The 24,160-nt window shown below is 44.1% G+C and carries 20 protein-coding genes; 12 read left to right on the forward strand and 8 right to left on the reverse strand.

Annotated elements, in window-relative coordinates; translation table 11 throughout:
• Window positions 1-364: 364 nt before the first annotated feature.
• On the forward strand, window positions 365-5,764 hold the full coding sequence (locus RMY27_RS12980) for a translocation/assembly module TamB domain-containing protein (protein ID WP_322663742.1): 5,400 nt from the start codon (window positions 365-367) through the stop codon (window positions 5,762-5,764).
• Between the two features lie 46 nt (window positions 5,765-5,810).
• Here RMY27_RS12980 and RMY27_RS12985 read toward each other — a convergent pair whose 3' ends face one another.
• The gene (locus RMY27_RS12985; RefSeq protein WP_322663745.1) at window positions 5,811-5,984 is read right to left on the reverse strand and encodes a hypothetical protein; all 174 of its coding nucleotides are present in this window, start codon (window positions 5,982-5,984) and stop codon (window positions 5,811-5,813) included.
• An 861-nt stretch (window positions 5,985-6,845) separates the two neighbouring features.
• On the opposite strand from RMY27_RS12985, the gene RMY27_RS12990 reads away from it, so the two are divergent.
• From RMY27_RS12990 to RMY27_RS13010, 5 genes are all read left to right on the forward strand, one after another.
• Window positions 6,846-7,031: a hypothetical protein gene (locus RMY27_RS12990; RefSeq protein ID WP_322663747.1), complete on the forward strand. Its 186-nt coding sequence runs from the start codon at window positions 6,846-6,848 to the stop codon at window positions 7,029-7,031.
• 369 nt (window positions 7,032-7,400) lie between these two features.
• Window positions 7,401-9,278, forward strand: coding sequence for an NAD(P)H-quinone oxidoreductase subunit F (locus RMY27_RS12995; protein WP_322663749.1), 1,878 nt, complete (start codon window positions 7,401-7,403; stop codon window positions 9,276-9,278).
• A 51-nt stretch (window positions 9,279-9,329) separates the two neighbouring features.
• Entirely contained in the window at window positions 9,330-10,046 is a 717-nt protein-coding gene (locus RMY27_RS13000; RefSeq protein WP_322663751.1) for a carbonic anhydrase, read from the forward strand.
• A gap of 102 nt (window positions 10,047-10,148) precedes the next feature.
• The gene (locus RMY27_RS13005; RefSeq protein WP_322663753.1) at window positions 10,149-11,645 is read left to right on the forward strand and encodes an NADH-quinone oxidoreductase subunit M; all 1,497 of its coding nucleotides are present in this window, start codon (window positions 10,149-10,151) and stop codon (window positions 11,643-11,645) included.
• Window positions 11,646-11,689: 44 nt separating this feature from the next.
• Window positions 11,690-12,997, forward strand: coding sequence for a CO2 hydration protein (locus tag RMY27_RS13010; RefSeq protein ID WP_322663755.1), 1,308 nt, complete (start codon window positions 11,690-11,692; stop codon window positions 12,995-12,997).
• A 408-nt stretch (window positions 12,998-13,405) separates the two neighbouring features.
• Here the strand turns inward: RMY27_RS13010 and RMY27_RS13015 are convergent, their stop codons facing one another.
• From RMY27_RS13015 to RMY27_RS13025, 3 genes are all read right to left on the reverse strand, one after another.
• The gene (locus tag RMY27_RS13015) at window positions 13,406-14,623 is read right to left on the reverse strand and encodes a glutathione S-transferase family protein (RefSeq protein ID WP_322663756.1); all 1,218 of its coding nucleotides are present in this window, start codon (window positions 14,621-14,623) and stop codon (window positions 13,406-13,408) included.
• Between the two features lie 802 nt (window positions 14,624-15,425).
• Complete coding sequence (gene chrA / locus RMY27_RS13020) at window positions 15,426-16,646, reverse strand: chromate efflux transporter (RefSeq protein ID WP_322663757.1); 1,221 nt, start codon at window positions 16,644-16,646, stop codon at window positions 15,426-15,428.
• Window positions 16,643-17,083 carry a beta-lactamase hydrolase domain-containing protein gene (locus RMY27_RS13025; RefSeq protein ID WP_292740392.1) on the reverse strand — a complete coding sequence of 147 codons (441 nt, stop codon included), beginning with the start codon at window positions 17,081-17,083 and terminating at the stop codon, window positions 16,643-16,645. Before RMY27_RS13025 ends, chrA begins: the two co-directional genes overlap by 4 nt.
• Window positions 17,084-17,483: 400 nt before the next feature.
• On the opposite strand from RMY27_RS13025, the gene RMY27_RS13030 reads away from it, so the two are divergent.
• Window positions 17,484-17,660 (forward strand): hypothetical protein, encoded by a 177-nt coding sequence (locus RMY27_RS13030; RefSeq protein WP_322663758.1) that lies wholly within the window; start codon window positions 17,484-17,486, stop codon window positions 17,658-17,660.
• 28 nt (window positions 17,661-17,688) lie between these two features.
• On the forward strand, window positions 17,689-18,231 hold the full coding sequence (locus tag RMY27_RS13035) for a GNAT family N-acetyltransferase (protein ID WP_322663760.1): 543 nt from the start codon (window positions 17,689-17,691) through the stop codon (window positions 18,229-18,231).
• Between the two features lie 167 nt (window positions 18,232-18,398).
• Here RMY27_RS13035 and RMY27_RS13040 read toward each other — a convergent pair whose 3' ends face one another.
• Window positions 18,399-19,652 carry an RNA polymerase sigma factor gene (locus tag RMY27_RS13040; RefSeq protein ID WP_322663762.1) on the reverse strand — a complete coding sequence of 418 codons (1,254 nt, stop codon included), beginning with the start codon at window positions 19,650-19,652 and terminating at the stop codon, window positions 18,399-18,401.
• Between the two features lie 245 nt (window positions 19,653-19,897).
• On the opposite strand from RMY27_RS13040, the gene RMY27_RS13045 reads away from it, so the two are divergent.
• The 4 genes from RMY27_RS13045 to RMY27_RS13060 all read left to right on the forward strand — a co-directional run bounded on the left by RMY27_RS13045 (window position 19,898) and on the right by RMY27_RS13060 (window position 21,666).
• A complete protein-coding gene (locus RMY27_RS13045) occupies window positions 19,898-20,257 on the forward strand; it encodes a YciI family protein (protein ID WP_322663763.1) in 360 nt (119 codons plus the stop codon).
• A gap of 35 nt (window positions 20,258-20,292) precedes the next feature.
• Window positions 20,293-20,736: a YybH family protein gene (locus RMY27_RS13050; protein ID WP_322663764.1), complete on the forward strand. Its 444-nt coding sequence runs from the start codon at window positions 20,293-20,295 to the stop codon at window positions 20,734-20,736.
• A gap of 22 nt (window positions 20,737-20,758) precedes the next feature.
• Window positions 20,759-21,169: a VOC family protein gene (locus RMY27_RS13055; protein WP_322663766.1), complete on the forward strand. Its 411-nt coding sequence runs from the start codon at window positions 20,759-20,761 to the stop codon at window positions 21,167-21,169.
• A gap of 95 nt (window positions 21,170-21,264) precedes the next feature.
• A complete protein-coding gene (locus RMY27_RS13060) occupies window positions 21,265-21,666 on the forward strand; it encodes a VOC family protein (protein WP_322663767.1) in 402 nt (133 codons plus the stop codon).
• A gap of 260 nt (window positions 21,667-21,926) precedes the next feature.
• Here RMY27_RS13060 and RMY27_RS13065 read toward each other — a convergent pair whose 3' ends face one another.
• The 3 genes from RMY27_RS13065 to RMY27_RS13075 form a co-directional block, all read right to left on the reverse strand.
• Window positions 21,927-22,367, reverse strand: a complete 441-nt coding sequence (locus tag RMY27_RS13065; protein ID WP_322663769.1) for a hypothetical protein — start codon at window positions 22,365-22,367, stop codon at window positions 21,927-21,929.
• A gap of 82 nt (window positions 22,368-22,449) precedes the next feature.
• On the reverse strand, window positions 22,450-23,304 hold the full coding sequence (locus tag RMY27_RS13070) for a DUF72 domain-containing protein (RefSeq protein WP_322663771.1): 855 nt from the start codon (window positions 23,302-23,304) through the stop codon (window positions 22,450-22,452).
• Between the two features lie 180 nt (window positions 23,305-23,484).
• Window positions 23,485-24,156 carry a pentapeptide repeat-containing protein gene (locus tag RMY27_RS13075; protein ID WP_322663773.1) on the reverse strand — a complete coding sequence of 224 codons (672 nt, stop codon included), beginning with the start codon at window positions 24,154-24,156 and terminating at the stop codon, window positions 23,485-23,487.
• Window positions 24,157-24,160 lie beyond the last annotated feature (4 nt).

Consider the following 24,160-nt stretch of genomic DNA (forward strand, 5'->3'; position numbering starts at 1 on the left):
GAATATGATCTAATTCATGTGATTAGGAAACGCTATACCACTTCTTTTGAAGACGCACATAAAATTCTAAATAATCTTCCTAATACCAGCAAAGTTTTCAAACTTTAAGACCAACAAAACTAATGTCTGGTGACAAACTATTAATCAAAATATATTCAGTAATTACGAAAAATTATGAAATAACATAGACGCACTCGAAATGCGTCTTATTGGTGCAGTCTCGTCTAATAAATAGGAGCAACTTGCTGCAAAGTTCTTGCGTAAGTTCTGATATTGTGAAACCATATTTTGTAACTTGCAGATACAACTAACTAATTTGTCTCTAGCCTGACTCCAGAAAAAATTACTGGTACTAGTAACAATCATGAAGCGATCGCCAAATTCAGAAAACAATCAGGAACCATCTAATCGTCGTCTGTGGCTCCTGCTTTTAGGACGTACCAGTTTGGCTCTGGGTGGGGTTTTACTAGTTGGAATTATAGTTGGTGCTTGGTGGGCTAGAAACTATGTATACAAAGATTTAGCACCGTTAGTGCAGCAAAATCTTGAGCAATTACTAGGGCGTCCAGTAAAAGTTGGAGAAGTTGAACGTTTTTCGCTTTCCAGTCTAAGATTTAGCTCTCTATCAATACCAGCAACTGCCACCGATGCAGATCAGGTGGTAGCAAAAGCCTTAGATGTGCAGTTCTCGCCGTTGCAACTTATTCTGAGCCGAAAATTAGCACTAAATGTCACCTTAATTCAACCCAATGTCTATGTTCAACAGGATAAAGATGGTCGTTGGGTGACAGCCCAAGTTAAGGCTGGGGAGGGACAAGGCTTTATTCAAACTGAGTTGCAGTCACTTCAAATTCAAGATGGCGATATAGAGTTAATGCCATTCACTGCACCAACTAAACCCAAAGACTCAGTAATATTAGATCGAGTTGGTGGGATTGCCCGATTTTTCGATCAAAATCAAAGGATCGGTTATGACTTCAATACTCAACTCACTAGGGGAGGCGCTGCCAAAATTGTTGGCGAAACCCAACTAAAAGCTCAACAAACTAAGCTCCAACTGCAAGCACAAAATTTACAAGCATCCGATATCACTCGATTAATTCAGTTACCGATCGCTCTGCAAGCAGGGTATTTAAATGCTGACTTAGGGGTTCAGATTCCACCCAAACTTTCAGACATCGCAATTACCGGAACAGCTACAGCTAATCAAATCACCGCTAAGATCCAAAATATTCCTCAGCCGATTTCTAATTTTAATGGGAAATTTCTATTTCAGGGTCAGACAGTTACTTTAGATAATCTGAGTACGAACTTTGGCAAAGTTCCTATTCTGGCAAATGGAACAATTAATACTCAAACAGGTTTTAATGTTTCTGCTCAGATCAGACCAGTTACTGCGAAAAATATTTTAGATACATTGAAAGTGAATTCGTCAGTCCCGGCTAGTGGCGAAATTCAAGCAAATATTCAGGTAGGCGGCGCACTTGAGAAACCAGTCGTCATCGGTACAGTAAGTAACACCAAACCGATTCAAGTCGATCGCGTTCAATTTAAAACCATCAACACTGATTTCCGCTTGAATGCATCTCAAACTGCATCTCAACTTACTGTCTCCAATCTGAAAATAGTCCCCGCAGCAGGTGGTCAAATTATAGGCGGTGGTCAAGCTAATCTGGGAACCAAAGATGGGGTAATATTTAATGCTCAAGCTGATGGAATATCAGGAGATATACTAGCACGAAGCTATGGCGTTACTTTACCGATCGCAGTTGGCAATGTTTCCGCAAAAGCCCAAATTTCTGGCTCACTTCGCAAACAGCCTTTAAAACTTGATGTTTCCAATGTTCAAGTAGCACCGCCAGCCGGGGGACAAATCACAGCCAATGGTCAAATTCAACTCGCTCCCCAAGGTCAGGTAGGCGTAGATATTCAAGCTCAAGGTATTCCAGGAAATGCGATCGCACAAGGTTACGGTATTTCAACTCCAATTAATGTTGGTGGTATATCTGCGAACGCAAAAATTTCTGGTTCTCTGGGTACACCCTTAAACGTCAACGTTTCTCGCGTTCAAGCAAATCCAGAAGTGGGAGGGCAAGTCACAGCTAGCGGACGAGTTCAGCTTGCACCCCAAGGTAGGGTGGCATTGAATGTGCAAGCAAAAAATATACCAGGGGATGCGATCGCCAAAGCCTATAATTCCTCACCCTCGATCGCCATTGGGAATGTCTCAGCAAATGCCGATATTTCCGGCACTCTGAGCAATCTGCAAACAGTCGCGCGGGTGCAAGCGCCTAGTGCCACCTATCCCACTAGCGGACGAGTTGTTGTTACCAAACAAGGAGAGAATATCGTCTTTCCCGATGCGGTTGTGAACGTGGCAGGTGGGACAATCACAGCTCAAGGTCAACTTGCACAACAACGCTGGCAAGGATCTGTTAAAACTTCTCGAATTCAACTCAGCCGTTTCTCACCACAATTGCGAGGACGGCTGAATAGCAATATTCAATTAGCTGGCACAACCCAATCTTTCCAGCTTGCGGATATTCGCGCCGCCGGACAAATCAGCCTTCCCCAAGGAGTAGCGCAACTGGCAAAACCGCTCACCGCAAGATTTCAGTGGAATGGACAGCAGATTATCGTTGAAAACGCAAGTACCGCAGGATTTAGTGCTAATGGTGCAATCGCTATTCAGTCTCCCCCAACTGGCGCACCCCAAATTGCCGGATTTGATTTAAATGTACTGGCGCGAAATTTCAACTTACAAAATACTGGCTTTAAAGTTCCTGGGGACGTAGCAATAGCAGGGCGGCTGGATTTTAATGGGAAAGTTACAGGCACTCCAGATGTCCCGCAAGCGAATGGGAATATCCGACTGCGGAATTTCAATGTAAGTAACTTGGCATTTGACCCACTTTTAACCGGAAACGTGAATTTTCAAGGGGGACAAGGGGCAACTCTGCGACTAGCTGGGAAACAAGATCGGATTGCGCTTAACTTAGGTGCAGATTATCGTCCCACTTCATTTTTAGTTAAACGCGATGAAGCAGTTACTACGGGTAGAACTGAGGGAGATAACTTGATAATCAACGCCCAACAGTTTCCCATCGCTCTGGTTGGCGGCTTTTTACCTAACAATCAATTGAAACCTTTGGGGGGGCAATTATCAGGTAATTTAGTTGTTAATTTAAATAATTATGCCATTGCAGGGGATGTGGCGATCGCAGGGCCTCGCGTTGCCAGAGTTGCAGCCGATGAATTTCGCGGCAACATCAATTATGCCGATGGTACAGCTAGCTTGGCTAATGGTCTATTGCGGATTGGCGATAGCAACATCGCCCTCAGTGGTAACGTGCAAGCAGGGAATGACCCGCAATTTCAATTTCAAGCTAATTTTGCCGAAGCCAAAATCCAGAGACTCTTACAAGCGTTTAATATCTTCGACTTTCAAGACCTTAATACTGGGTTACAACCTCCAACATTAGCTGGAGCAGAAGCACTTGAAACTGAGTCTGTCAGTTTGCCCGATACAGATTTGAAAACACAGTTAGCATATTTCTCGAATATTACAACAGCGATCGCCAAAGAACAGCAAGCAGAAACAAAACAAACCCCATCTTTGCCCAGCCTTGCAGAATTAACAGGTGCTTTAAACGGAGCAATTACAGCCAATGGCTCGTTAAAATCTGGGTTGAACGTTGGCTTTAATTTTCAAGGTGCTAACTGGCAATGGGGTAATTATTCCATCAATCAAGTTGTTGCTCAAGGCAATTTTGCCGATGGTATCGTCACCCTTTCGCCCTTGAGCGTGGGGATTAATCAAGGACTAGTGGCATTTTCGGGGCAGTTAGGAACTGAGCAACTATCTGGAAAATTGAATGTAGCCAGTCTACCTCTATCACTTTTAGAACCTTTGATCGAAAAATATCCCGTAGATATCACTGGTAATGTGAATGCTAACGCCACCTTGGGAGGTAGTTTACAAGATCCTAGAGTCCAAGGGGAAGTGACACTGGCGAATGCAACTCTTAACAAGCAACCCGTGCAAACAGGACAAGTGAACTTTGATTACAACAATGCTCGTTTGAATTTTGACAGTACCTTACTAGTGACAGGAACGCAGCCAGTTACCATTACAGGTAACGTACCTGCTCCGTTACCTTTTGCCGAAGTGCAACCGGATAGCAATCAAATCAGCATCAACGCCAATGTGAATAATGAAGGATTAGCACTGTTAAACCTGTTTACTAACAATCAAGTCGCTTGGGTAAATGGTCAAGGACAAGTAGATTTAAATGTTCAAGGTACTTTAAACGAACCAATTATTAATGGCAATGTCACACTTAATGATGCAACTTTTAGCGCTAAAGCCTTATCTGAACCCCTAACGAATGTCACAGGAACAGCGCAGTTTAATGGTAATAGTGTGAATGTCCAAGGTATCCAAGGCACTTACAATGAAGGGCAAGTAAGTGCATCAGGCATCCTCCCAATTCTTCAGCCTCAGCAAGCAACATCAAACCCTCTCACGGTATCAATAGCAGACAAACTCAATTTTGAAATTGCAGGATTGTATGAAGGTGGTGTTGGCGGCGATGTCGTGATTCGCGGCACGGCGTTAAAACCTGTAATTGGTGGAGAGATTAAATTGAGTGATGGTCAGGTGATTATTGGCAACTCGACTGCTACTGCTAAAAAATCAGCAACGACAGCAGAGGCTAATACTAAAGTCATCAATCTAAATAGAGAAGAAGTTAACCCTAACGTCGCACCGACAGCAGAGAATAGCGCTAACCCAGTGGCTACAGTGGAAGGAAGCACTAAGCCAGTGGCGACAGCAGACGCAAGCACTAGCGCCGCAACTCCACCCAATTTACCTGTAGAGTTTGCAGATTTAAAGTTGATTTTAGACAAAGATATTCGTGTTACAACTCAGTCTCTACTAAGCTTTGTACCAGGAGGAGCGGCATTAAGTCAGCCTTTATTGAGCTTTGATGCAACAGGCGGCTTGACTATCAATGGTACATTAGCCAAACCACTTCCTGAAGGAGTCATTCGTTTGACAGGAGGACGACTAAGCTTATTTTCTACTGAGTTTACCTTGGCGCGGGGCTATGAACACACTGCGCAGTTTACTCCTAGTCAAGGACTTGACCCTACTTTGGATGTCCGACTGACCGCAATTGTACCGGAAGCATCAGCAAGGAACACTCAAACTTTGGAATCACCCTTGTCTTCTGAAGTCAGCGATGTTTCTGTCAATAACTTTGGGACTTTACGTAGCGTTCGCGTTCAAGCTAGGGTGAACGGGCCAGCTAGTAAATTGGGTGACAATTTAGAACTGACGAGCGAACCTAGCCGTAGTAAGGGAGAAATAGTTGCTCTGCTGGGTGGCTCAATTCTGGGTTCTTTCGGTCAAGCAGATGCAGGGCAAGGGCTGACTAATTTCGCTAGTTCTACCATTTTAGGTAGTTTACAAGGAACTATTACTGCGATCGGACAGGCTGTTGGTTTCAGTGAGTTTCGGATATTTCCTACTCCTGCTACTAACAATGAAGTATCAAGAGCTTCAATTCTGAATTTATCAGCAGAAGGTGTATTTGACATCAATAGAAATTTCTCTGCCTCTTTATCACGCGCTCTTTCTAGCGATGACTCTTTTCGTTACAATGTGCTCTATCGAGTCAATGACGAAATTCTGATGCGAGGCTCAACTGATTTGGGGGATGAAAATCAACTCCTAGTTGAGTATGAAACGCGATTTTAAATCAATACGCTTGAGTTAAGGGTTATTGGTGTAGATAATTAGTCTTTCAAGACGCGATAAAAGACTTCCAGTTATGCAAAGTGCTGAGTGGCTGAGTGCTGAGTGCTGAGTGCTGAGTGCTGAGTGCTGAGTGCTGAGTGTTGAGTGGCTGAGTGCTGAGTGCTGAGTGCTGAGTGCTGAGTGCTAAACAAAAATCCAGTCGTTTCAGGCCTTTGAGCAATCAATACTCAACACTGTCCTAATCTATGTGACTACGGCTATAAAAAAATATCCTATAGTAGGGGCGCAAGGCCCATTGGTGTCAACTTAAGCCGAAAACTATATTAGACAGGCGTTTTGCAAATCCCTCACACCCTCATCCCCTCTCATATCATGTCCGCTTGATTGCTTATTAAACCCGAAGAACCCCACCCCGCCAAAGCTGTGCTTTGTCTCCCCTCCCCGCAGGCCTACGGTGTACACACAAGTACTATCTGAAAGGGTTTCAGGCGTTATAGACCCCAAAAATAGTCATTACGAGCGCAGTGATAACGGAGCGAAGTAATCACATAATCCCGTGAGTTAAAGCGATTGCTTCGTCGTTTCTCCTCTCTACGAGACGCTACGCGAACGCAATGACAGACTTTCAGAGCGATCGCACAATCCTACTGCTAGAGGACGAAACCAAGTGTCAGGTGGAATTTCACGACTTGTGTGTACACCGTAGCCTTGGAAAGGGGGGAAAGAATCGAATCTTGTTCCCTCCCCTTTGCAAGGGGAGGGTTAGGGTGGGGTAAAAACCAGATTCGTAAACGACTTCAGACTTGTGTGTACACCGTAGCCCCGCAGGCGGGGAGGGGTTGGGGGTGGGGTTCTTTTATTATGGGTAATTTGGCGGACATGATATCACGGATGGGAGAGCAGGGCTGTTTCATTCCCCAAAAAGCTTTAAAAATCAAGGGTTATAGCAATTAAAAATAGGTTATTTTGTTACCAGCGTAGCCAATCATTTTTCAAACAACCTTTCATGCCCAGAAACTATAGCCGAGTTTATTATGTGGATATAAACACTGCACAATAACTTTCATTACAGGAAATACTGATGGAACGTTCAAAATTAATTGCTATTCTTACAGGTGCGATTTCGGTCATTTTAGCGATCGCCTACCTCATCGTAGTCCAACTCCTGGACTACCGGGACATGAAACCCGCCCCCATCAGTCAAGTTATCTCGCCACCTGCCATTACTATCTCTCACTGGCAGGTTGACAAAATCAACCAAATATAAATTATATTTAGTCGATTTATAGAGACGCGATTGATTGCGTCTCTTAATTATTTAGATCGATTGATAAAACTAATGATAACTATTGATTTATCCCTGACTTGATGCATACATAAGAATAAATACCTATTAATCCTTACTTAAATAGTTGATTATATAAGAAATAATTAGAGTTCTTATCTCAAATTTATTTAATTAACTAATTCCATTTTGACAGATATAACGGTAAGCTGTTTCTAACAACATTAAATAAAGATAAACTTGTATGTTTTGCGTAGGCGTAGCCCGTCGTAGACATCGCTGGGTTAACAGAGATCAACGCGAGTTGATTGAAAACCCATAGGTTTTGATGACAATTATAGAGGTGAGTTAATGGCTCAGTTTCTACTAGAGACTGTTTGGCTAGTTCCGTGCTATGCCTTAATAGGTGGCTTGTTAGCCGTGCCTTGGTCGCCGGGGATCATTAGGAAAACGGGGCCAAGACCGGCGGGTTATGTAAATTTGGTGATGACATTTTTGGCGTTTGTGCATAGTGCGATCGCCTTACAAGCAACTTGGAATTATCCAGCCCAAGAAGTATTTATTCCGTGGTTATCTACGGCTGGTTTAGACTTAACCATTGCTTTGGATATATCCTCGGTGAGTGTCGGCGCATTGGTTGTGATTACTGGCTTGAATTTGCTGGCCCAGATTTATGCCATCGGTTACATGGAAATGGATTGGGGTTGGGGACGCTTCTATTCTTTATTAGGATTATTTGAAGCGGGATTATGTGCCCTTGCTTTGTGTAATAACTTGTTCTTCAGCTATGTAATTTTGGAAGTCCTAACGCTGGGAACCTATCTACTAGTCGGCTTATGGTTTAGTCAGCCGCTAGTAGTTTCAGGTGCCAGAGATGCGTTTTTAACCAAGCGCGTGGGAGACTTGTTCTTGCTGATAGGCGTGTTGGCATTATGGCCTTTAGCTGGAACTTGGAATTATCCAGAATTAGCTGAATGGGCGGCTACTGCTAACGTCAACCCGACAACTATGGCACTGGTAAGTTTAGCTTTAATTGCTGGACCAATGGGTAAATGTGCCCAATTTCCCCTGCATTTATGGCTAGATGAAGCGATGGAAGGCCCCGTTCCCAGTACAATTTTGCGGAACTCGGTAGTAGTAGCTAGTGGTGCATGGGTGCTAATTAAATTGCAACCTGTGTTAAGCATCTCGCCCATAGCTTCCTCAGCGATGGTTGTCATTGGTGCGGTGACAGCTGTGGGTGCTTCTTTAATTGCGATCGCTCAAATCGATCTTAAACGCTGCCAATCCTATTCTGTCAGTGCGTACATGGGTTTAGTATTCATCGCTGTAGGAGTGCAAGAATACGAAGCAGCGCTATTGTTAGTACTCACTCACGCTATATCCGCAGCCCTGTTGGTGATGAGTACTGGCGGAATCATTTGGAATAGCATTACCCAAGATGTCACCCAATTAGGCGGATTGTGGACGCGTCGCCCGATTTCCGCGATCGCTTTTATCATCGGGACATTGGGATTAATTGGTTTTCCACCATTGGGTAGCTTTTGGGCGCTGGTGAAACTAGCAGATGGGTTGTGGGAAACCCAACCTTGGTTAGTCGGAGTAGTGATAGCGGTAAATGCTTTAACAGCCGTGAGTTTAACCAGAGAATTTGGTTTAATTTTTGGCGGTAAAGCAACACAAATGAGTCAGCGATCGCCTGAAGCTCACTGGCCAATGATTCTGCCAACAATGATTTTACTTGGTGTCAGTTTACATCTTCCTTTAGTGTTGCAAAGCTTATCACTTTTACCCGATTGGGCAAGTCTAAATAAAGATGTAGCACTGCTTTTAATTTGGTCAAGTATTTTCGGTTGTAGCATCACTGGCGTGATTTATTTAAGCAACATTCCTAAACCGATTCGTCTCCCTTGGCAAGGTTTGCAGGACTTGTTCGCATACGACTTTTACACTCCAAAACTCTATAAAATGACCATAATTTTTGGAGTTGCCAAAATTTCCCAACTTGCCGATATGATTGACCGCTTTGTAGTCGATGGCATCGTGAATTTTGTTGGTTTATTTTCGCTATTAGGTGGCGAAGGTCTTAAATACAGCAATTCTGGGCAAACCCAATTTTATGCATTCACTGTTCTTTTAGGAGTGAGTCTTTTAGGAATGTGGGTAACTTGGCAATTTTGGGGAATGCAGTTTTTAAATATGGTTTTTCAAATCTCGACAATTGGATAGCAGTAACTATCCTACTAAAAGTTAACAGTTTAATATTGTGAGGAGAATTTCATGAGCAGACAATATCCCCAAATCAATGTTTCCAGAAGAAGTTTATTGAAGTTTAGTGCAGGTGCGATCGGTACAGGTGTATTGACAGCCGGACTTAGCTCGAACTTACTTGCAGCCGAAAAAAAAGCCCCAGCAGAAGATGATGTTACCCCCGACAAGGCATTGCAAAATTTATTGGATGGGAATCAAAGATTTGTTAAAGCAAAACGTCGCAATCCCAACCAAACTCAATCACGTTTAGTCGAAGTTGCCAAAGGTCAAAAGCCCTTTGCTTCTATTCTAGGTTGTGCAGATTCACGCGTACCTTCAGAGATTGTTTTTGACCAAGGACTTGGAGATTTATTTGTCTGCCGGGTAGCTGGTAATATTGCCACGCGAGAAGAAATTGGTAGCCTAGAATTTGGCAGCTTAGTATTAGGTGCCAAAGTCATCATGGTAGTGGGACATGAAAGATGTGGTGCAGTAGATGCTGCAATCAAAGGTGCTCAAGTGCCAGGGCAAATTGGAAGTTTACTTGAAGCAATTAAACCAAGTGTAGAAAAATCAAAAGATCAATCAGGAGATAAGTTAGAAAATGCTTGTAAAGCAAATATTTTGGCACAAGTTGAAAAATTGAAATCATCGACAGTTTTATCTGAGTTAATCAAGGCAGAAAAACTGAAAATAGTCGGTGGTTATTACGATTTAGATACTGGAAGAATTACCGTAGTCAGTTAGCTTTTTTGTCCTTTGTCATTAGTCATTGGTCATTGGCTAAGAATAAGTCATAAACGACAAAAGACAAAGGACAAAAGACAAAGAACAAAGGACAAAATTACCATGTTAAGTGTCTTGATTTGGCTCCCGATTTTCGCTGCTATTCTCATAGCAATATTACCTGTAAGCATACCTAAGAATCGCATTCGGTTAATAGCATTGATTTTTTCGGGAATAGTTCTCTTCTGGAATCTGTTTATCCTACTAAAATTTGATATCAGCAATCCAGAAATGCAATTTAAAGAGTATTTACCCTGGAATGAAACCCTTGGATTGAGCTATCAATTAGGTGTTGATGGGCTTTCTATCTTGATGTTGGTGTTAAATAGCCTGCTCACCTGGATTGCTATTTACAGCAGTAGTCAAGAAACTGAACGTCCTCGACTGTTCTACTCGATGATTTTATTAGTTAGTGGAGGAGTCGCAGGTGCTTTTCTCGCGGAAAATTTGCTGCTATTCTTCTTATTCTACGAACTAGAATTAATCCCCTTCTATTTGCTAATTTCCATTTGGGGAGGGGCAAAACGGGGTTATGCTGGGATGAAATTCCTGATTTACACTGCTGTTTCGGGAGCCTTAATTCTGGCGACATTCTTGGGTATGGTATGGCTTAGTGGTTCTACCAATTTTGCTTTTGATGCAGTCTCTACAGAAAACCTCTCAACAACAAAGCAAATCCTTTTACTAGCAGGAATAGTATTAGGTTTTGGCATTAAAATTCCCTTAATTCCCTTCCATACTTGGCTACCCGATGCTTATGTTGAGGCTTCAGCACCAATTGCCATTCTTCTCGGTGGCGTATTGGCAAAACTGGGAACCTATGGATTGTTGCGATTTGGGTTGGGTATGTTTCCCCATGCTTGGAGTATTATTGCACCGACTTTAGCAATTTGGGGAGCAATCAGCGCTATCTATGGGGCAGTAATTGCGATCGCTCAAAAAGATATCAAGCGCATGGTAGCATACAGTTCCGTTGGTCACATGGGCTATATCTTGCTAGCTGGTGCCGCTAGTACTCCCTTAGCACTCGTTGGTGCAGTCGCCCAAATGTTTAGCCACGGTATCATCTTGGCGATTCTGTTCCACTTGGTGGGAGTCGTGGAAGCGAAAGTTGGTACACGCGAGTTAGATAAACTCAATGGTTTGATGAGTCCTATACGCGGTTTACCCCTAATTAGCGCCTTACTAGTCTTAAGTGGAATGGCTAGCGCAGGTATTCCTGGTTTAACAGGATTCATCGCCGAATTTATCGTCTTTCAAGGTAGTTTCTCTGTCTTTCCCATCCCGACAATTTTGTGTGTAGTAGCTAGTGGATTAACCGCAGTTTATTTTGTTATCCTCCTCAATCGCACTTGTTTTGGCAGACTTGATAACTTCGCTTACTATCCTAAAGTTCTTTGGTCTGAGAAAATACCAGCTTTAATTTTGGCAGCTTTTATTATCTTTTTGGGAGTACAACCTACTTGGTTAGTGCGTTGGAGTGAATCCACAACTACAACGATGGTAGCTGCAATTCCCTCTTTAGAAAAAACCGTAATTTCTGAAGTAGCTCTGAAATAGGGTTACAGTTTCTTCCTCACTCCCCATTCTCCATTCCTCATAACATGACAGCAATTAAAACTGCGATTAAATTACCTCCTTCCAAACACGAATTTGCCGAAGTAATTCACCGCTTAGAAGCAGGCGGTGCAATGTTACCTGATACTCCAGAAAATTTGATGCAAATCATCGGTTTATACAAAGCTTATGCTGTACCGATGGATTTCTACTGGCGTGACCTACTTTATATTGCCGAACGCGAATTTTTAAACCCGCTTCCCTTCTTTAAATACTTCTTGCCCAAAGAGTATTTAGAACTGCATAATCATTACGCTGGTGATGATGCCGATTTAAGAATTTGGCGCGGTGAAGCTACTGCCCATCCAGAACTTTTGGCATTTATCGAGAAGGGTGAAACTTTCAAAATGCCGAAGTTGTTGCATCACTTGTTGCACGATCGCATTAACATGGAATTTGCGGAAGCTTGTATGCGGGCGATGTTGTGGCACAGAGGGATGGGTGGACAATTTGATCCTTACCTAGATTCTGAAGAATACAAAGCCAACGCCGACCGGGCAATTAAAGCTTACTTCCAAGGGAATCCCGTAATGCTGGGACTTTACAACCTGTTCCCCGATATGTTTTTGGAACAGTGTCGCCAGATGTCATACTACGCCAACCTGGGCTTATTCTGGGAAGTCATGGCCCCGGTATTCTTTGAAATGTCCGATCGCTATGATGAAGGTACCATTAGCAGCGTCCCAGAGGCAATGAGTTTCTTAGTTAATGGTATATTTGCGATCGCAGGTCGTCCCATTTATCATCACGTTTATATTCGTGGTGAATGCTACGAAATTATCCCCAAATCCAAGGGTTTCATGTGGTTATATGAAGCTGCATTACCTTACGTAGAAGCAGTTTTCTACCGCACTGCACCCTTCCGAGGGACAAAATCTTATAATGCTCAAGCGCGTCAAGTGCCGGCAGACCAGAAAGACTTTCACTTTGGTATTCTTTACGCTGATGTATTTCCAGTGGGTACTGCTGGCATACCACCCACATTATTAATGCAAGATATGTTGCATTTTCTGCCACCATATCTTGTTGATTACTACAGCCAACATTGCCGGGGTGAAGAAGATATGTTGATTCAGTTGGGAGTGAGTTTTCAACGCTCAATGTATTGTGTTACTTCTGCGGTAATTCAAGCTTTGCGAACTGCACTTTTATATCCTTTGGATGACCAAAATCCTAAACATTTACAAGCTAATCGAGACTTTTTTGAAATGCAGCTAAATCGCTTTACCCGTGCTGATTACAATATTCGCGATGCTGCCCGTTTAGGGAGCATTCAAAGTCAAGATTATCGATAAGATATCTCCATCTAAAACCTTTGTAGAGACGTATCACTGCTACGTCTCTACATTTTTTTGCAAATGATATCATGTCCGCTTGATTACTTATTAAACCTCAAGAACCCCACCCCGCCAAAGCTACGCTTTGTCTCCCCTCCCGAAGAGCCTACGGTGTACACACAAGTCTGAAATAGTTTACTCACTTGGTTTTTCATGTCAGTTTTACCCCACCCTAACCCTCCCCTTAGAAAGGGGAGGGAACTAGATTTCTTATTTCCCCCCAATACATCGGGGGGATTAAGGGGGGTAATTTGACTTGTGTGTACACCACAGCCCGAAGAGCGGGGAGGGGCTGGGGGTGGGGTGCAATGATTGTGGAAATCATAACTAATTACCAGGACTTGATATAACTTGGAAATGCGATCGCTAATAAAGAGATGCCAACACTTTATCTGCTGCTGCGCGGAATGCAGTTGCAGCACCAGCGCTCATATCTCGTGGCGCACAGATGCGATTTCTCACATAGGCGAGTGTGATAGCACCAACCGCCGCCGCAGTCGGATCGGCATTGTCTTTACCACCCACGCGTCCCCACGGTAATGCTGCACCATTGCCATTGATGAGATAATCAGCCAGCAATCTGAGGTGAAAATCAACCGCTTCTTTAACGGCTGTGGTGTCGCCATTGACCGCCAATGCTTGCACCCCGGAGTTTTTCAGAATATCTCCTAAAGCAACTTCTCGGTTATCAGTCAACCTTTCAGCCGCTTCTGCCCGAAATTGGATTTCTTGGCTAATAGCCGGGTCAGGTGGCAAAGGATTGCCGATTGGTGTCACGCCCCACCGACGACGCAAAAGTAAATTGTTGGTGGTATCATCCGATTTGACGCGGTGATAAGCGGGACGCTGTTTGAGCGCTTCAAACCAAGCGTTGATCCGAGGATACCGGGGATTTCCCTTGAGGTGATATCCCTGATAAACGGGTAAGTTAGCGGCCAATCTGTCTAAATGGGGACTATAGGTAATATCTACGACGCTAAATGTTGACAAAAAGTATGGGCCAGGATACTTTCCGAGAAGCTGCTCCAGTTCGTCTAATTTCGCTTCAAAAGCTGCTTGTAAACTTGCTAGTTCATGCGGATCTTCCGGGGCTTGTCTGAGAAATTTGTAGGCGATGTCTCTGACACCATTGGTTTCAGCATCCTCAAGCCATTGTCTAGCAAGGGCATTTTCTTCTGGGTCTTCAGGCAGCAAAGTTGGCCCAAATCGTTCTTCCAAGGCTAACAGAATATCTTTGGATTCGTAAACTAACTTGTCCTCAATTTTGGCCGCAGGGACAAGGGTTGTGGGAACTAAATCGGTATACCATTTAGGCTTGTTATTCAAGTCGATAAACTCTGTTGCAAAGGGAATTTCTTTTTCTTCGAGAGCAAACCAAACGCGTTCGCAAAATGGACACCAAGAGTTAGTATCGCGGTAGAGCAGTACTGGCGGTTCTGTATCTGGCGGCAGTTTATGGAGACTGCTAGGGATGGGAGCGGTAGAAGGAGATTGCCCTGGTCTACGCACCCGTCGAGCCGGGGTATTTTTTTGGGCAATTTCTAACAGTTGTTCCCAATTAGATGCTGTGTCTTGAATTGACATATTTCACCTTAGTTTAAGTTAACTTTCTTTCCACAAATAAGTCAGAGTTGATTTATAAATTAAATATAAGTACTGGCGTGGCAAGGCTAAACTGTTGCAAACAAAATTCTCGGATGGTTGAGTAACGGAACCCAACACTCCGATCAATGTTGGGTTTCGCGTTGCTCAATCCAAACTACATCTATTTAAAAATAGATAAAAAGCTAAATTTTTGAACTCTGACTATTAACTACTAAAAATTTACGTACTTACCGTACTTAATGGTGATTATCACATGAAAGTAGTTTGAAAGCAAGATTTAATATATCTATTTTTTGACTTACTTAAGCCGTCAAAATCAGAAAAATCTCTATCAATTCGAGTCATAGAGAGCATAGAAAGCTTACAGCTATTTTCAGGTAAATAGACTACGCGGTAAGAGCGCAAGGCCTTCTTCATTGGTGTCAACTTAACGTGAAACCCTTGCCAAAACGTGATATTCAGTTGTCTGGCTTCCCATCACGATCTGCGTTACCCCACCCTAACCAATACGGTTCGGATAAGCATTTTTCACTTTCCTTATGATCTGGGGAATGGGTTTGCGGGTAAAGGGGAAAGGATGTATTCAAAACCCTTCCCCTTTCCCCTTTACCCTTTAACCGAACCGTATTGCCACCCTAACCCTCCCCGTATGTATTGGGGAGGGAACTGGATTTTCTTGTTTCCCCCCTTTATAAGAGGGGATTAAGGGGGGTAAAACGCATGTGGAATAAGCGTTTGAGCTTAAGTTGACACCAATAGGTCTTCTTGCACCCCTACGACTTCATCGAGTGTAGCCCAAGAGTGAAGCACCCCAGCCAATGAAGGCGCTACCAAATACTAGCCATGCAGCATTGATGCGAAAGCGAATAGCTAAAATGGCTGAGACGATCGCGATCGCCAAGCCGAGAAAATCTACAAATGGGGCTTGTGGTAATGTTAAAGTTGCCGCCCCCAGTTGCAGAGTAGTAACAACCATTAACGCTACAGCACTAACATTCACAGCATCCAAAAATGCTCTAGTCCAAGAAGAGGCTCGTAAGCGTGGAATTAGCGGATTCAGGGCAGCAACGAAAACAAAAGAAGGTAGAAAAATTCCAATGGTGGCAACAATTGCGCCAGGTATGCCAGCAATCACATAACCGATAAACGTAGCAGTGGAAAGTACTGGCCCAGGGGTAAATTGACCAATTGCGATCGCATCTAATAACTGCTGTTGTGTCAGCCAGCCGTATTCTTGAACTAATCCTCCTTGCAGAAAAGCCACCAAAAGGTAGCCACCACCAAACAAGACACTACCAACTTTCAGAAAAAACCAACCCAACTGCCATAAAGAAACGTTGGCTACATTAGATGCAGTAGCTAGCGATGTAGCAAGTACAGCGGATGCTTTCAAAGTTGCACCTGTACTGAGACTAGCAATCAGAAAGTTGGCTTTATCTCCTGGTTTATCGTTTTTCTCGCCAGAATGTAACCAAACCATACCCAGCAATCCCCCAATTAACAGGGCAATTACTTCATTTAATTTCAATAACAATGTCAGCAATGCCACAGCGAAAGCAATCACTAGTAATTGGCGAGTTTTCACAGCCTTTTTTGCCAAGCCCCACAGGGCATTGATGATGATTGCTAAAACAGCTGGTTTAATGCCATAAAGTAAAGGAGCAATTTGGGGTAGAGTACCGTAGGCAACATAAACCCAAGCAAATCCACCAGTAATTAAAACCGCAGGTAAGACAAAACAAACGCCTGACACAATCAGCCCCAGCCATCCTGCATAGATGTATCCTATATGGATAGCCATTTCTGTAGAATTTGGCCCAGGAATTAGGTTAGTTGCACCCAGCAAATCTAGAAAATGCTCCCTTGTCAACCATTGACGCCGCTTAACTACTTCATCTTCAATCATGGCAATATGGGCAACCGGGCCCCCAAAGCCGATGACGCCCAATTTAAAAAACAGGTTGGCGAGTTCACCCAAACGACTTGGTGCTGAGTTAGTCATTTTTGCTTGGCAATATACTTTTCAAGTAGGAATTGCTTGAGGTGGGGTTGTTCTAGATTTAAACCAAGCTCTTGAGCTTTCTGACTAATTTCCTCATAAGTCAGACCTTCACTAATAGCATTGGCAATCAAGGCGATACCACCAGCCCTTGCTCCAGCAGCACAGTGAATTAAAATTGGTTTGGGTAAGTTCTCAATCTCCTGAATTGCTAACTCTGTTTGCTCTTGATTTGCTTCTGAAGGCTTTAATGGCACATTAGCATATTGCAGTCCAGCCGCTTGAGCTTGCTGCTGTTCGTCACTGAGAAAACCTGCTTCATCAGGAGAACGCAGGTTCAGCACTGACTTAAATCCCTCTTGGGCTGCCTGTTTTAACTCTTCAGAAGTTAGTTGTCCAGCAGCGCTTAAGTCGTCACTAACTTTTTTAGTGTTGCTCATAATCTTTAAAGACACTATTCCGATAGTTTTATAGTAGTTTATTCTGTATACTATTTATAGAGCAATTTTCGTAGAGTGCTTTACCCGAAAATGCAAATACCTTCACTCAGAGAAAAATTTTGACGAAAAGCAGCTTCTGTTTTTTGAATTAGATGAAAATTACGGTTTTCTTGCAGTATCAATTTTTCCAGTATTGCCATCAGTGTTTCAGCACTAGCACTACTGTATAAATAATTGATCGCTTCAACGAAATAATCAGACTCAAAAGGCTGCGATTACTCTGCTTAAATTTAAAAAGCCCTGATAAAAGTTCAGGGCTTTGATTTATATGCGGTTTATTAAATGCCAGCCTAAAATTTTTGCTGGCGCTTTTCTATAGAACTAATCATCCCTGAATCGCTTGCTTAAAGATAGCGGAGAACTACCCGTTTTCTACCTGGGTAGCTATTTAATAAAGTCTTTAGATTTGTATATATCTTCACTGTGCGATGGCGTACCCGCCCGCCGTAGGCGATCGCTTCTTGGTAAAATTCCCCTATCCTTTAGTATTTGGTTACACCACGGTAAATATGAGTAGGTAAGTGCTAACTAACCTGAGTAAAACCATGAACTATAACGTAACACCTTCAATGAGGATAAATCTCCGCCCTGCTACCTTTGCTGATTTGGATCTGCTGCGACATTGGGATGAGCAACCTCATGTGGTAGAGTCCGATCCTAACGATGACTGGGGCTGGGAGACGGAACTTGACCGCACTCCTGAATGGAGAGAGCAATTGATTGCTGAAATTGATGGTCGCCCCATCGGATTTCTTCAGATTATCGATCCGGCACGTGAGGATAGTCACTACTGGGGTGATGTTCCGGCGAATCTTCGCGCTATTGATATCTGGATTGGGGAAGAGAGTGATTTGGGCAAAGGCTATGGAACCCAAATGATGCAGCTTGCACTTGCTCGATGTTTTGCTGACCCGCAAGTGATAGCTGTACTCGTCGATCCACTTGCTGGCAATACCCGCGTCCACCGCTTTTATGAACGTTTTGGTTTCCGATTTGTCGAGTCTCGACGATTTGGTGACGATGACTGCTTCGTTTATCGTATGAACCGAGTAGATTGGCATCATGAAGGTGTTACAGCAGCACATTGATACGGTTTCAATACTGTTCGGTTAAGCATTTTTAACTTGGAATTGGGGTTTGGGTTAAAGGTTTTTCCCTTTTACCCTTCCCCTTTCCCCCTTAACCAAAGTTTAATCAGTAACTGAACACAATCTTGGTAATCAATAATTCTTCGCGTGTCCGGTGATGCTGGATGTTAGGGCTGAACTTCGCGCAGCCGACGCTCCAGAAAGCGGCGTTCGCTGTCATTTGTAACCAGCATAAGCGCGATCGCGTAGCTCTCTGCGGCTGACGCTGAGGCTCCAATGCGGCGCAGCATCTCCGCACGGGTGGCGTGAAATAGATGGTAGCCATTAAGTTGGGGAGCAAGCCCATCAATGAGTTCGAGGGTCGTCTGAGGACTCTCTATCATAGAGATCGCCACCGCCCGATTCAGCGACACAATCGCCGAGGGCTGCAAGCGTTCGAGCAAATCATAGAGGCGGACAATTTGTAACCAGTCCGTTTCTTCTGCTTGTGCTGCCTGACAATGTAGTGCCGCGATCGCTGCTTGCACTCCAAACGGGCCAGTTCCACCCCGCAGTGACTCCTCAACGAGCGGCAGCGCCTCAGCAATCTGTTGTTGATTCCAGCGACTACGATCTTGATCTTCGAGCAACACCAGATCGCCTGCCTCATCCAAACGGGCATCGCGCCGGGAGTCGTGCAGCAACATCAGCGCCAAGAGTGCAGTTACTTCTGAGGGCGGTTGGGGTGCCATCAACGTCCTCACGAGGCGACTCAGCCGAATTGCTTCTGTGCAAAGGTCAGCCCTCATCATCGTCTCGCCCCTAGTCGTCGCGTAGCCCTCATTGAAAATCAGATAGATCGCCGTCAGCACTGCGTCCACCCGCACAGACAGATCGGTTGTGTCCGGCACTTTATAGGGAATACCTGCATCCCGAATCTTGCGTTTGGCGCGTACCAGTCGTTGCGCCATCGTTGCCGTGGGCACGAGAAACGCCCGCGCAATTTCATCTGTTTCAAGTCCGCCCAGCAGCCGCAGCGTCAAAGCAACCTGCGCCTCGATCGCCAGTGCTGGGTGGCAGCAAGTAAAGATCAGCCGCAGTCGATCGTCTGGAATTTCGTCTGTATCGTAAGTTGGCTCCTCACGGGTTGGGATTAACCCGGAGGCGGCGTACCATTCCAATTTTTCCGTCAGCCGTGTCCGCCGTCGGAGGCGATCGATGGCTTTGTATCGGGCTGTTTTGACGATCCACGCACGGGGGAGATCGGGCACGCCGCTCGACTGCCATTGATTCACGGCAGCGATAAAGGCTTCCTGTACCGCTTCTTCAGCCACATCAAAATCCCCCACCAACCGGATGAGGATGGCGACGATCCGCCCCCATTCAGCCCGATAGAGGGAGGCGATCGCTTGTTCTACGTCTGTTTTTGCGTTTGGGATCATACCTGAATTGAAGGAGGCAGGGGGCAGGGGGCAAGGAGGTATTTTTTCTCTTTTCTTCGATAAAAATTTTTGGCAAGGTGTCGATTTGAGTTAGCGCCGTTCGACTTACTAACAAAAGGAAACAAGGGAGGTATACCCAGATCGTACTAAACGATAAAAATTTTTGGCGGGGTGTCGATTTGAGCCAGCACCGTTCGACTTACGAAAGAAGGGAAGTAACAACAGGAAATAAAGGAGGCAACCCGATGAAATATTTGCTGCTGATTTACCTGGAGGAAAATGCCCTGAGCCAAACTGAACGGGAACATTGTTATGTAGAATCCGCGCAACTGGCACAACAACTCAACTCGAAGGGGCAGTATCTCGCAACCGCCCCACTCCATCCTGTGGCAACTGCAACCAGCGTTCGGGTGCGCGATGGCAAACCACTAGTAACTGACGGGCCGTTTGCAGAAACTCGCGAACAATTAGGCGGTTTTTTTCTGATTAATGCTCAGGATCTCGACGAAGCGATCGCGATCGCCGCGCGGATTCCAGGCGCGCACGTCGGCACCGTTGAAATTCGGCCTGTGATTGAAGTTGCAGGCTTGCCAGAGAATTTGTAACTGCACTCAACCTCAACCCAAAAGGAGAGATGACGATGACAACCAAAAACGCGATCGCAACTAACGAAGTTCAGATTCGCCAACTAATTGCCGAGCAACAACGCGCTATCTGCGCCAAGGATGTTGAGCAAATCATGTCCCACTATGCCAACGAGATTATCGTCTTCGATGTTAAACCTCCTTTCCAAACCCAAGGGAAAGATGCTTGGCGTCAAGTGTGGAAAGAATGTTTGCCTTACTTCCCCGACACCTTTGAGATTGAAACACGAGACCTGAAGATTACCGTCAGCGAAGACTTAGCGGTTGCACACTGGCTATTTCGCTTCACAGGAACCCAAGACCATCCAGCAATGCAGACCTGGATGCGCGTCACCGCTGTCTGCCAGAAAAATCAAGGCGAATGGCAGATATTACACGAACACCTCTCGGTTCCATTCGATCCAGAGACTTCTCAAGCTGTATTCACGCTAAACCCATAGGCTAATCTACTGAGGTAACGCCATGAAACTCAATCCTTATCTAACGTTCAACGGCAACTGTGAGGCAGCGTTCAAGTTCTACGAACACTGTCTTGGCGGCAAAATTGTCATGATGATGACTCACAAAGATGCACCCTCAGCCGAGCATATACCTGCCGAATGGCATGACAAAATCATGCACGTCTGCCTCGATCTGGGCGATCGCCTCTTAATGGGGTCTGACAGCCCGCCTGGATATTTTGAAACGCCCCAAGGCTTTTACGTGCAAATCAGCGTTGACGAGCCAGCGGAGGCAGAACGCATCTTTCATATCCTGGCAGAAAACGGAAAAGTGAAAATGCCGATCGATCAAACCTTTTGGTCTGTCCGCTTTGGTATGTTGGTCGATCAATTCGGCATTCCCTGGATGGTCAATTGCCAGCAAACTCCTTAACTTGTGGGGAGGCGCTTATGGGCGTCTTCCCTAGAGTAAAACCTCAGCACTTTTTCGCCGATCCTTTACTGTGAAATAATTCCAAAAAAGAACCCATGAGTACTCAAATTTTCGTTAATTTGCCAGTTAAAAACCTCAATCAATCTATCGAGTTCTTTACTCAACTCGGCTTTGAGTTTAATTCTCAATTCACTGACGAAACTGCCACCTGTATGATTGTGTCCGAAAACATTTTCGTCATGCTCTTGACCTATGAAAAGTTTAAGACGTTTACTCCCAAAGAAATTTGTGATGCTACAAAAAGCACAGAAGTGCTTGTGTGTTTATCTTCTGATAGCCGAGAACAAGTTGATGAAATGATTCGCAAGGCTGTCGCTGCTGGTGGAACAACCTATAATGAACCGCAAGATCACGGTTTTATGTATGGACATGGATTTGCTGACTTAGATGGCCACATTTGGGAAATTATCTACATGGAGCCAAGCGCAATAAATTAAGGTTGATTGCAGACATTTAAATAATGCTGCAAAGCAAAATTCCAAATTACAGCTATTTACTTGAAAATAGCTGTAATACACAAATGCAAATACTCCTACCTGCTTCCTGACTTTTCAGGTTATGTGGAAAAGCTAACGATTGACCTAACCCCCTAACCCCCTTCCCTACAAGGGAAGGGGGAAAATTTAAAGTCTCTCTCCTTTTAGGAGAGAGATTTAGAGATAGGTTTTCCAGATACCGTGAAAAGTCAGTACCTTCTTCAAATCACTCTTTGCCGCACATGTCGCCCATCAAACCCTTGCTTAATCCAATCCAGACATTCATATTCAGATTTGAATAACTTTGGAGCTGCAATATTATTTAATAACTCTGGTGGATAATGGTCATAAAAATATTTGTCTCCTTCTTGGAAGATGATAATCAAATTGTTCCGATAAACATAGCGAGACTTAAAACTATCCCCCCGATGAACAAACTCGGAATTTTCATCGATATGCTCTTTAGCAATATCAATGATGTTACTAACGTCACTTCCATAGATTTCTGCTGGATTTTCTGCTTTATGAAATTTGCTTCTGTGCCCAATTTCAGATAGCATTTTATACGAATAAATTTCGTAATTGTCGGCTTTACCAAAAACAAATGGAATTATGAGATATCCTTTATATGAGACTGAATTTTCATAAAGAAGACGACTCATCTCAACCTCCTTTGATGGAACTACTCTAAAAATTTTTCTTTAACAGAAAAGTATTACAACCCCAATTATCTACTAAATACGATCACCATAAACTGAGTTGATTGGGGGGATGCTCAAGGTTATTCCAAGGTAAGGGTGGAACTGGTGTCCCACTTTGTTCTAATAGCTGTTGGAAGTGACGGGCCGTGCTAGGCGATCGCGCTTCTATTGGACAATGGACAAAGAAATAAATTCGCACTCCCATTTGTAACCATTGTTGAATCTGCCTTACCCACTCTTCCATAAATGGCTGATTCACTGATAAATTCGGATGAGAAATAAACCGAATCAGAGTAAAAGGTGCTGTCACACTCAATTGCAACGGTAATTTAGGTTTGCGCCGTTCCGATTGTAATTGGGGGTCATCATCTCCAGTGTAAATGGGACGCGAGTCTAACAGTACTCGTCCGACACCTAACTTTTCTAAAAGCGCTGTCAAAATACTAGCATGGGGTTCTTTGAACCAGTCGGGATGCCGAACTTCCACTGCTAGGGGTGCTTGTGTACGCGGCCAAGCTTCCAGAAAGTTGGACAAATCGTCAAGTAATGCAGGTGCATAGCTGGGTGGTAACTGGGCAAAAATTGGGCCAAGATGCTTACCTAAAGGGCGCATCCCCTCCAAAAAATTTAAAGCAGCTGGAATATAAGGTTTTAGCAACCCTTGATGGGTAATATCTCGCGGTAATTTTAGACAAAATTCAAAACCTGTTGGTGTTTCGGCAGCCCAACGAGTTACAGTTTCTTGGTTAGGCACGGCATAAAAGGTAGTGTTACCTTCTACAGTGGTGAAGCGACGACTGTAGAGATGGAGAAAATCAGCAGTGCGAGTACCTTGGGGATAGAGTTCGCCTACCCAACCTTTATATGCCCAAACAGCACAACCGATAAAAAAGTTCACAATGCCTAAAAGCCTTGATGTATCATATCCAATTTTACACGCAGGTTGTAGGGATGGATAAAGCTAGGTCAGATTCCCGACTTGTTTCAAATTGGTATTATTAGTCTGGATAATTGGTTTTTTAAGACGCGATAAATCGCGTCTCTACATGAGGATTTTGGTGTTATGGCGCAACCTCAGTTATTGATAAATTGAGCCATCAGGCATAATTGCCCCTGCTAAGTTAGTACCAACTAATTTAACCAGAAGGCGCTCACCAGAGCGAATCCGCGCTCCCGTCAAGTCGGCTCCTCGCAAGTCGGCTCCACTAAGATCCGCTCCAATCAAATTAGCAGCGCGTAAATTTGCCTCCCTGAGATCGGCTAAAAGTAGATTTGCCCGAAATAAATTTGCTTCAGATAAATTTGCACCTCTGAGGTTGACTTTGTGCATAAAGGTATCGCTGAGATTAGCACCGCTCAAATTGGCATAACTTAGATTTCTGCCAGATAAGTCTTTATTGCTCAAATTTGCCCGACTGTAGTCTTTGCCACTCAAGTCTGAGTTTTGCTTTGGTGGTTTCTGAGTTGGTTGAGATGGTTTTTCTTGTTGAGGTGACGGTGAGTGATGTGTGGTTTGATATGTAGTTTGATGTGTGGTTTGATGTTTGGTTTTTAGAGAGCGCAACTTTTCACGAGCTTCATTTATGGCTTTCAGCTTGTCTTGTGCTTTCTGCTGTAAACGGAGATTGTCTTTGGGAATGCGATCGGGATGCCAAACAAAGACTAAATCTTTGTAAGCCTGGTTCACTTCTTCAAGTGTTGCTCCAGGCTCTAATTCCAAAACTCTGTAGTACCGCTCCAGATCGCTCATACGA

The sequence above is a fragment of the Nostoc sp. DedQUE09 genome (assembly GCF_034530915.1).
In the GTDB taxonomy this organism is placed as follows: domain Bacteria; phylum Cyanobacteriota; class Cyanobacteriia; order Cyanobacteriales; family Nostocaceae; genus Nostoc.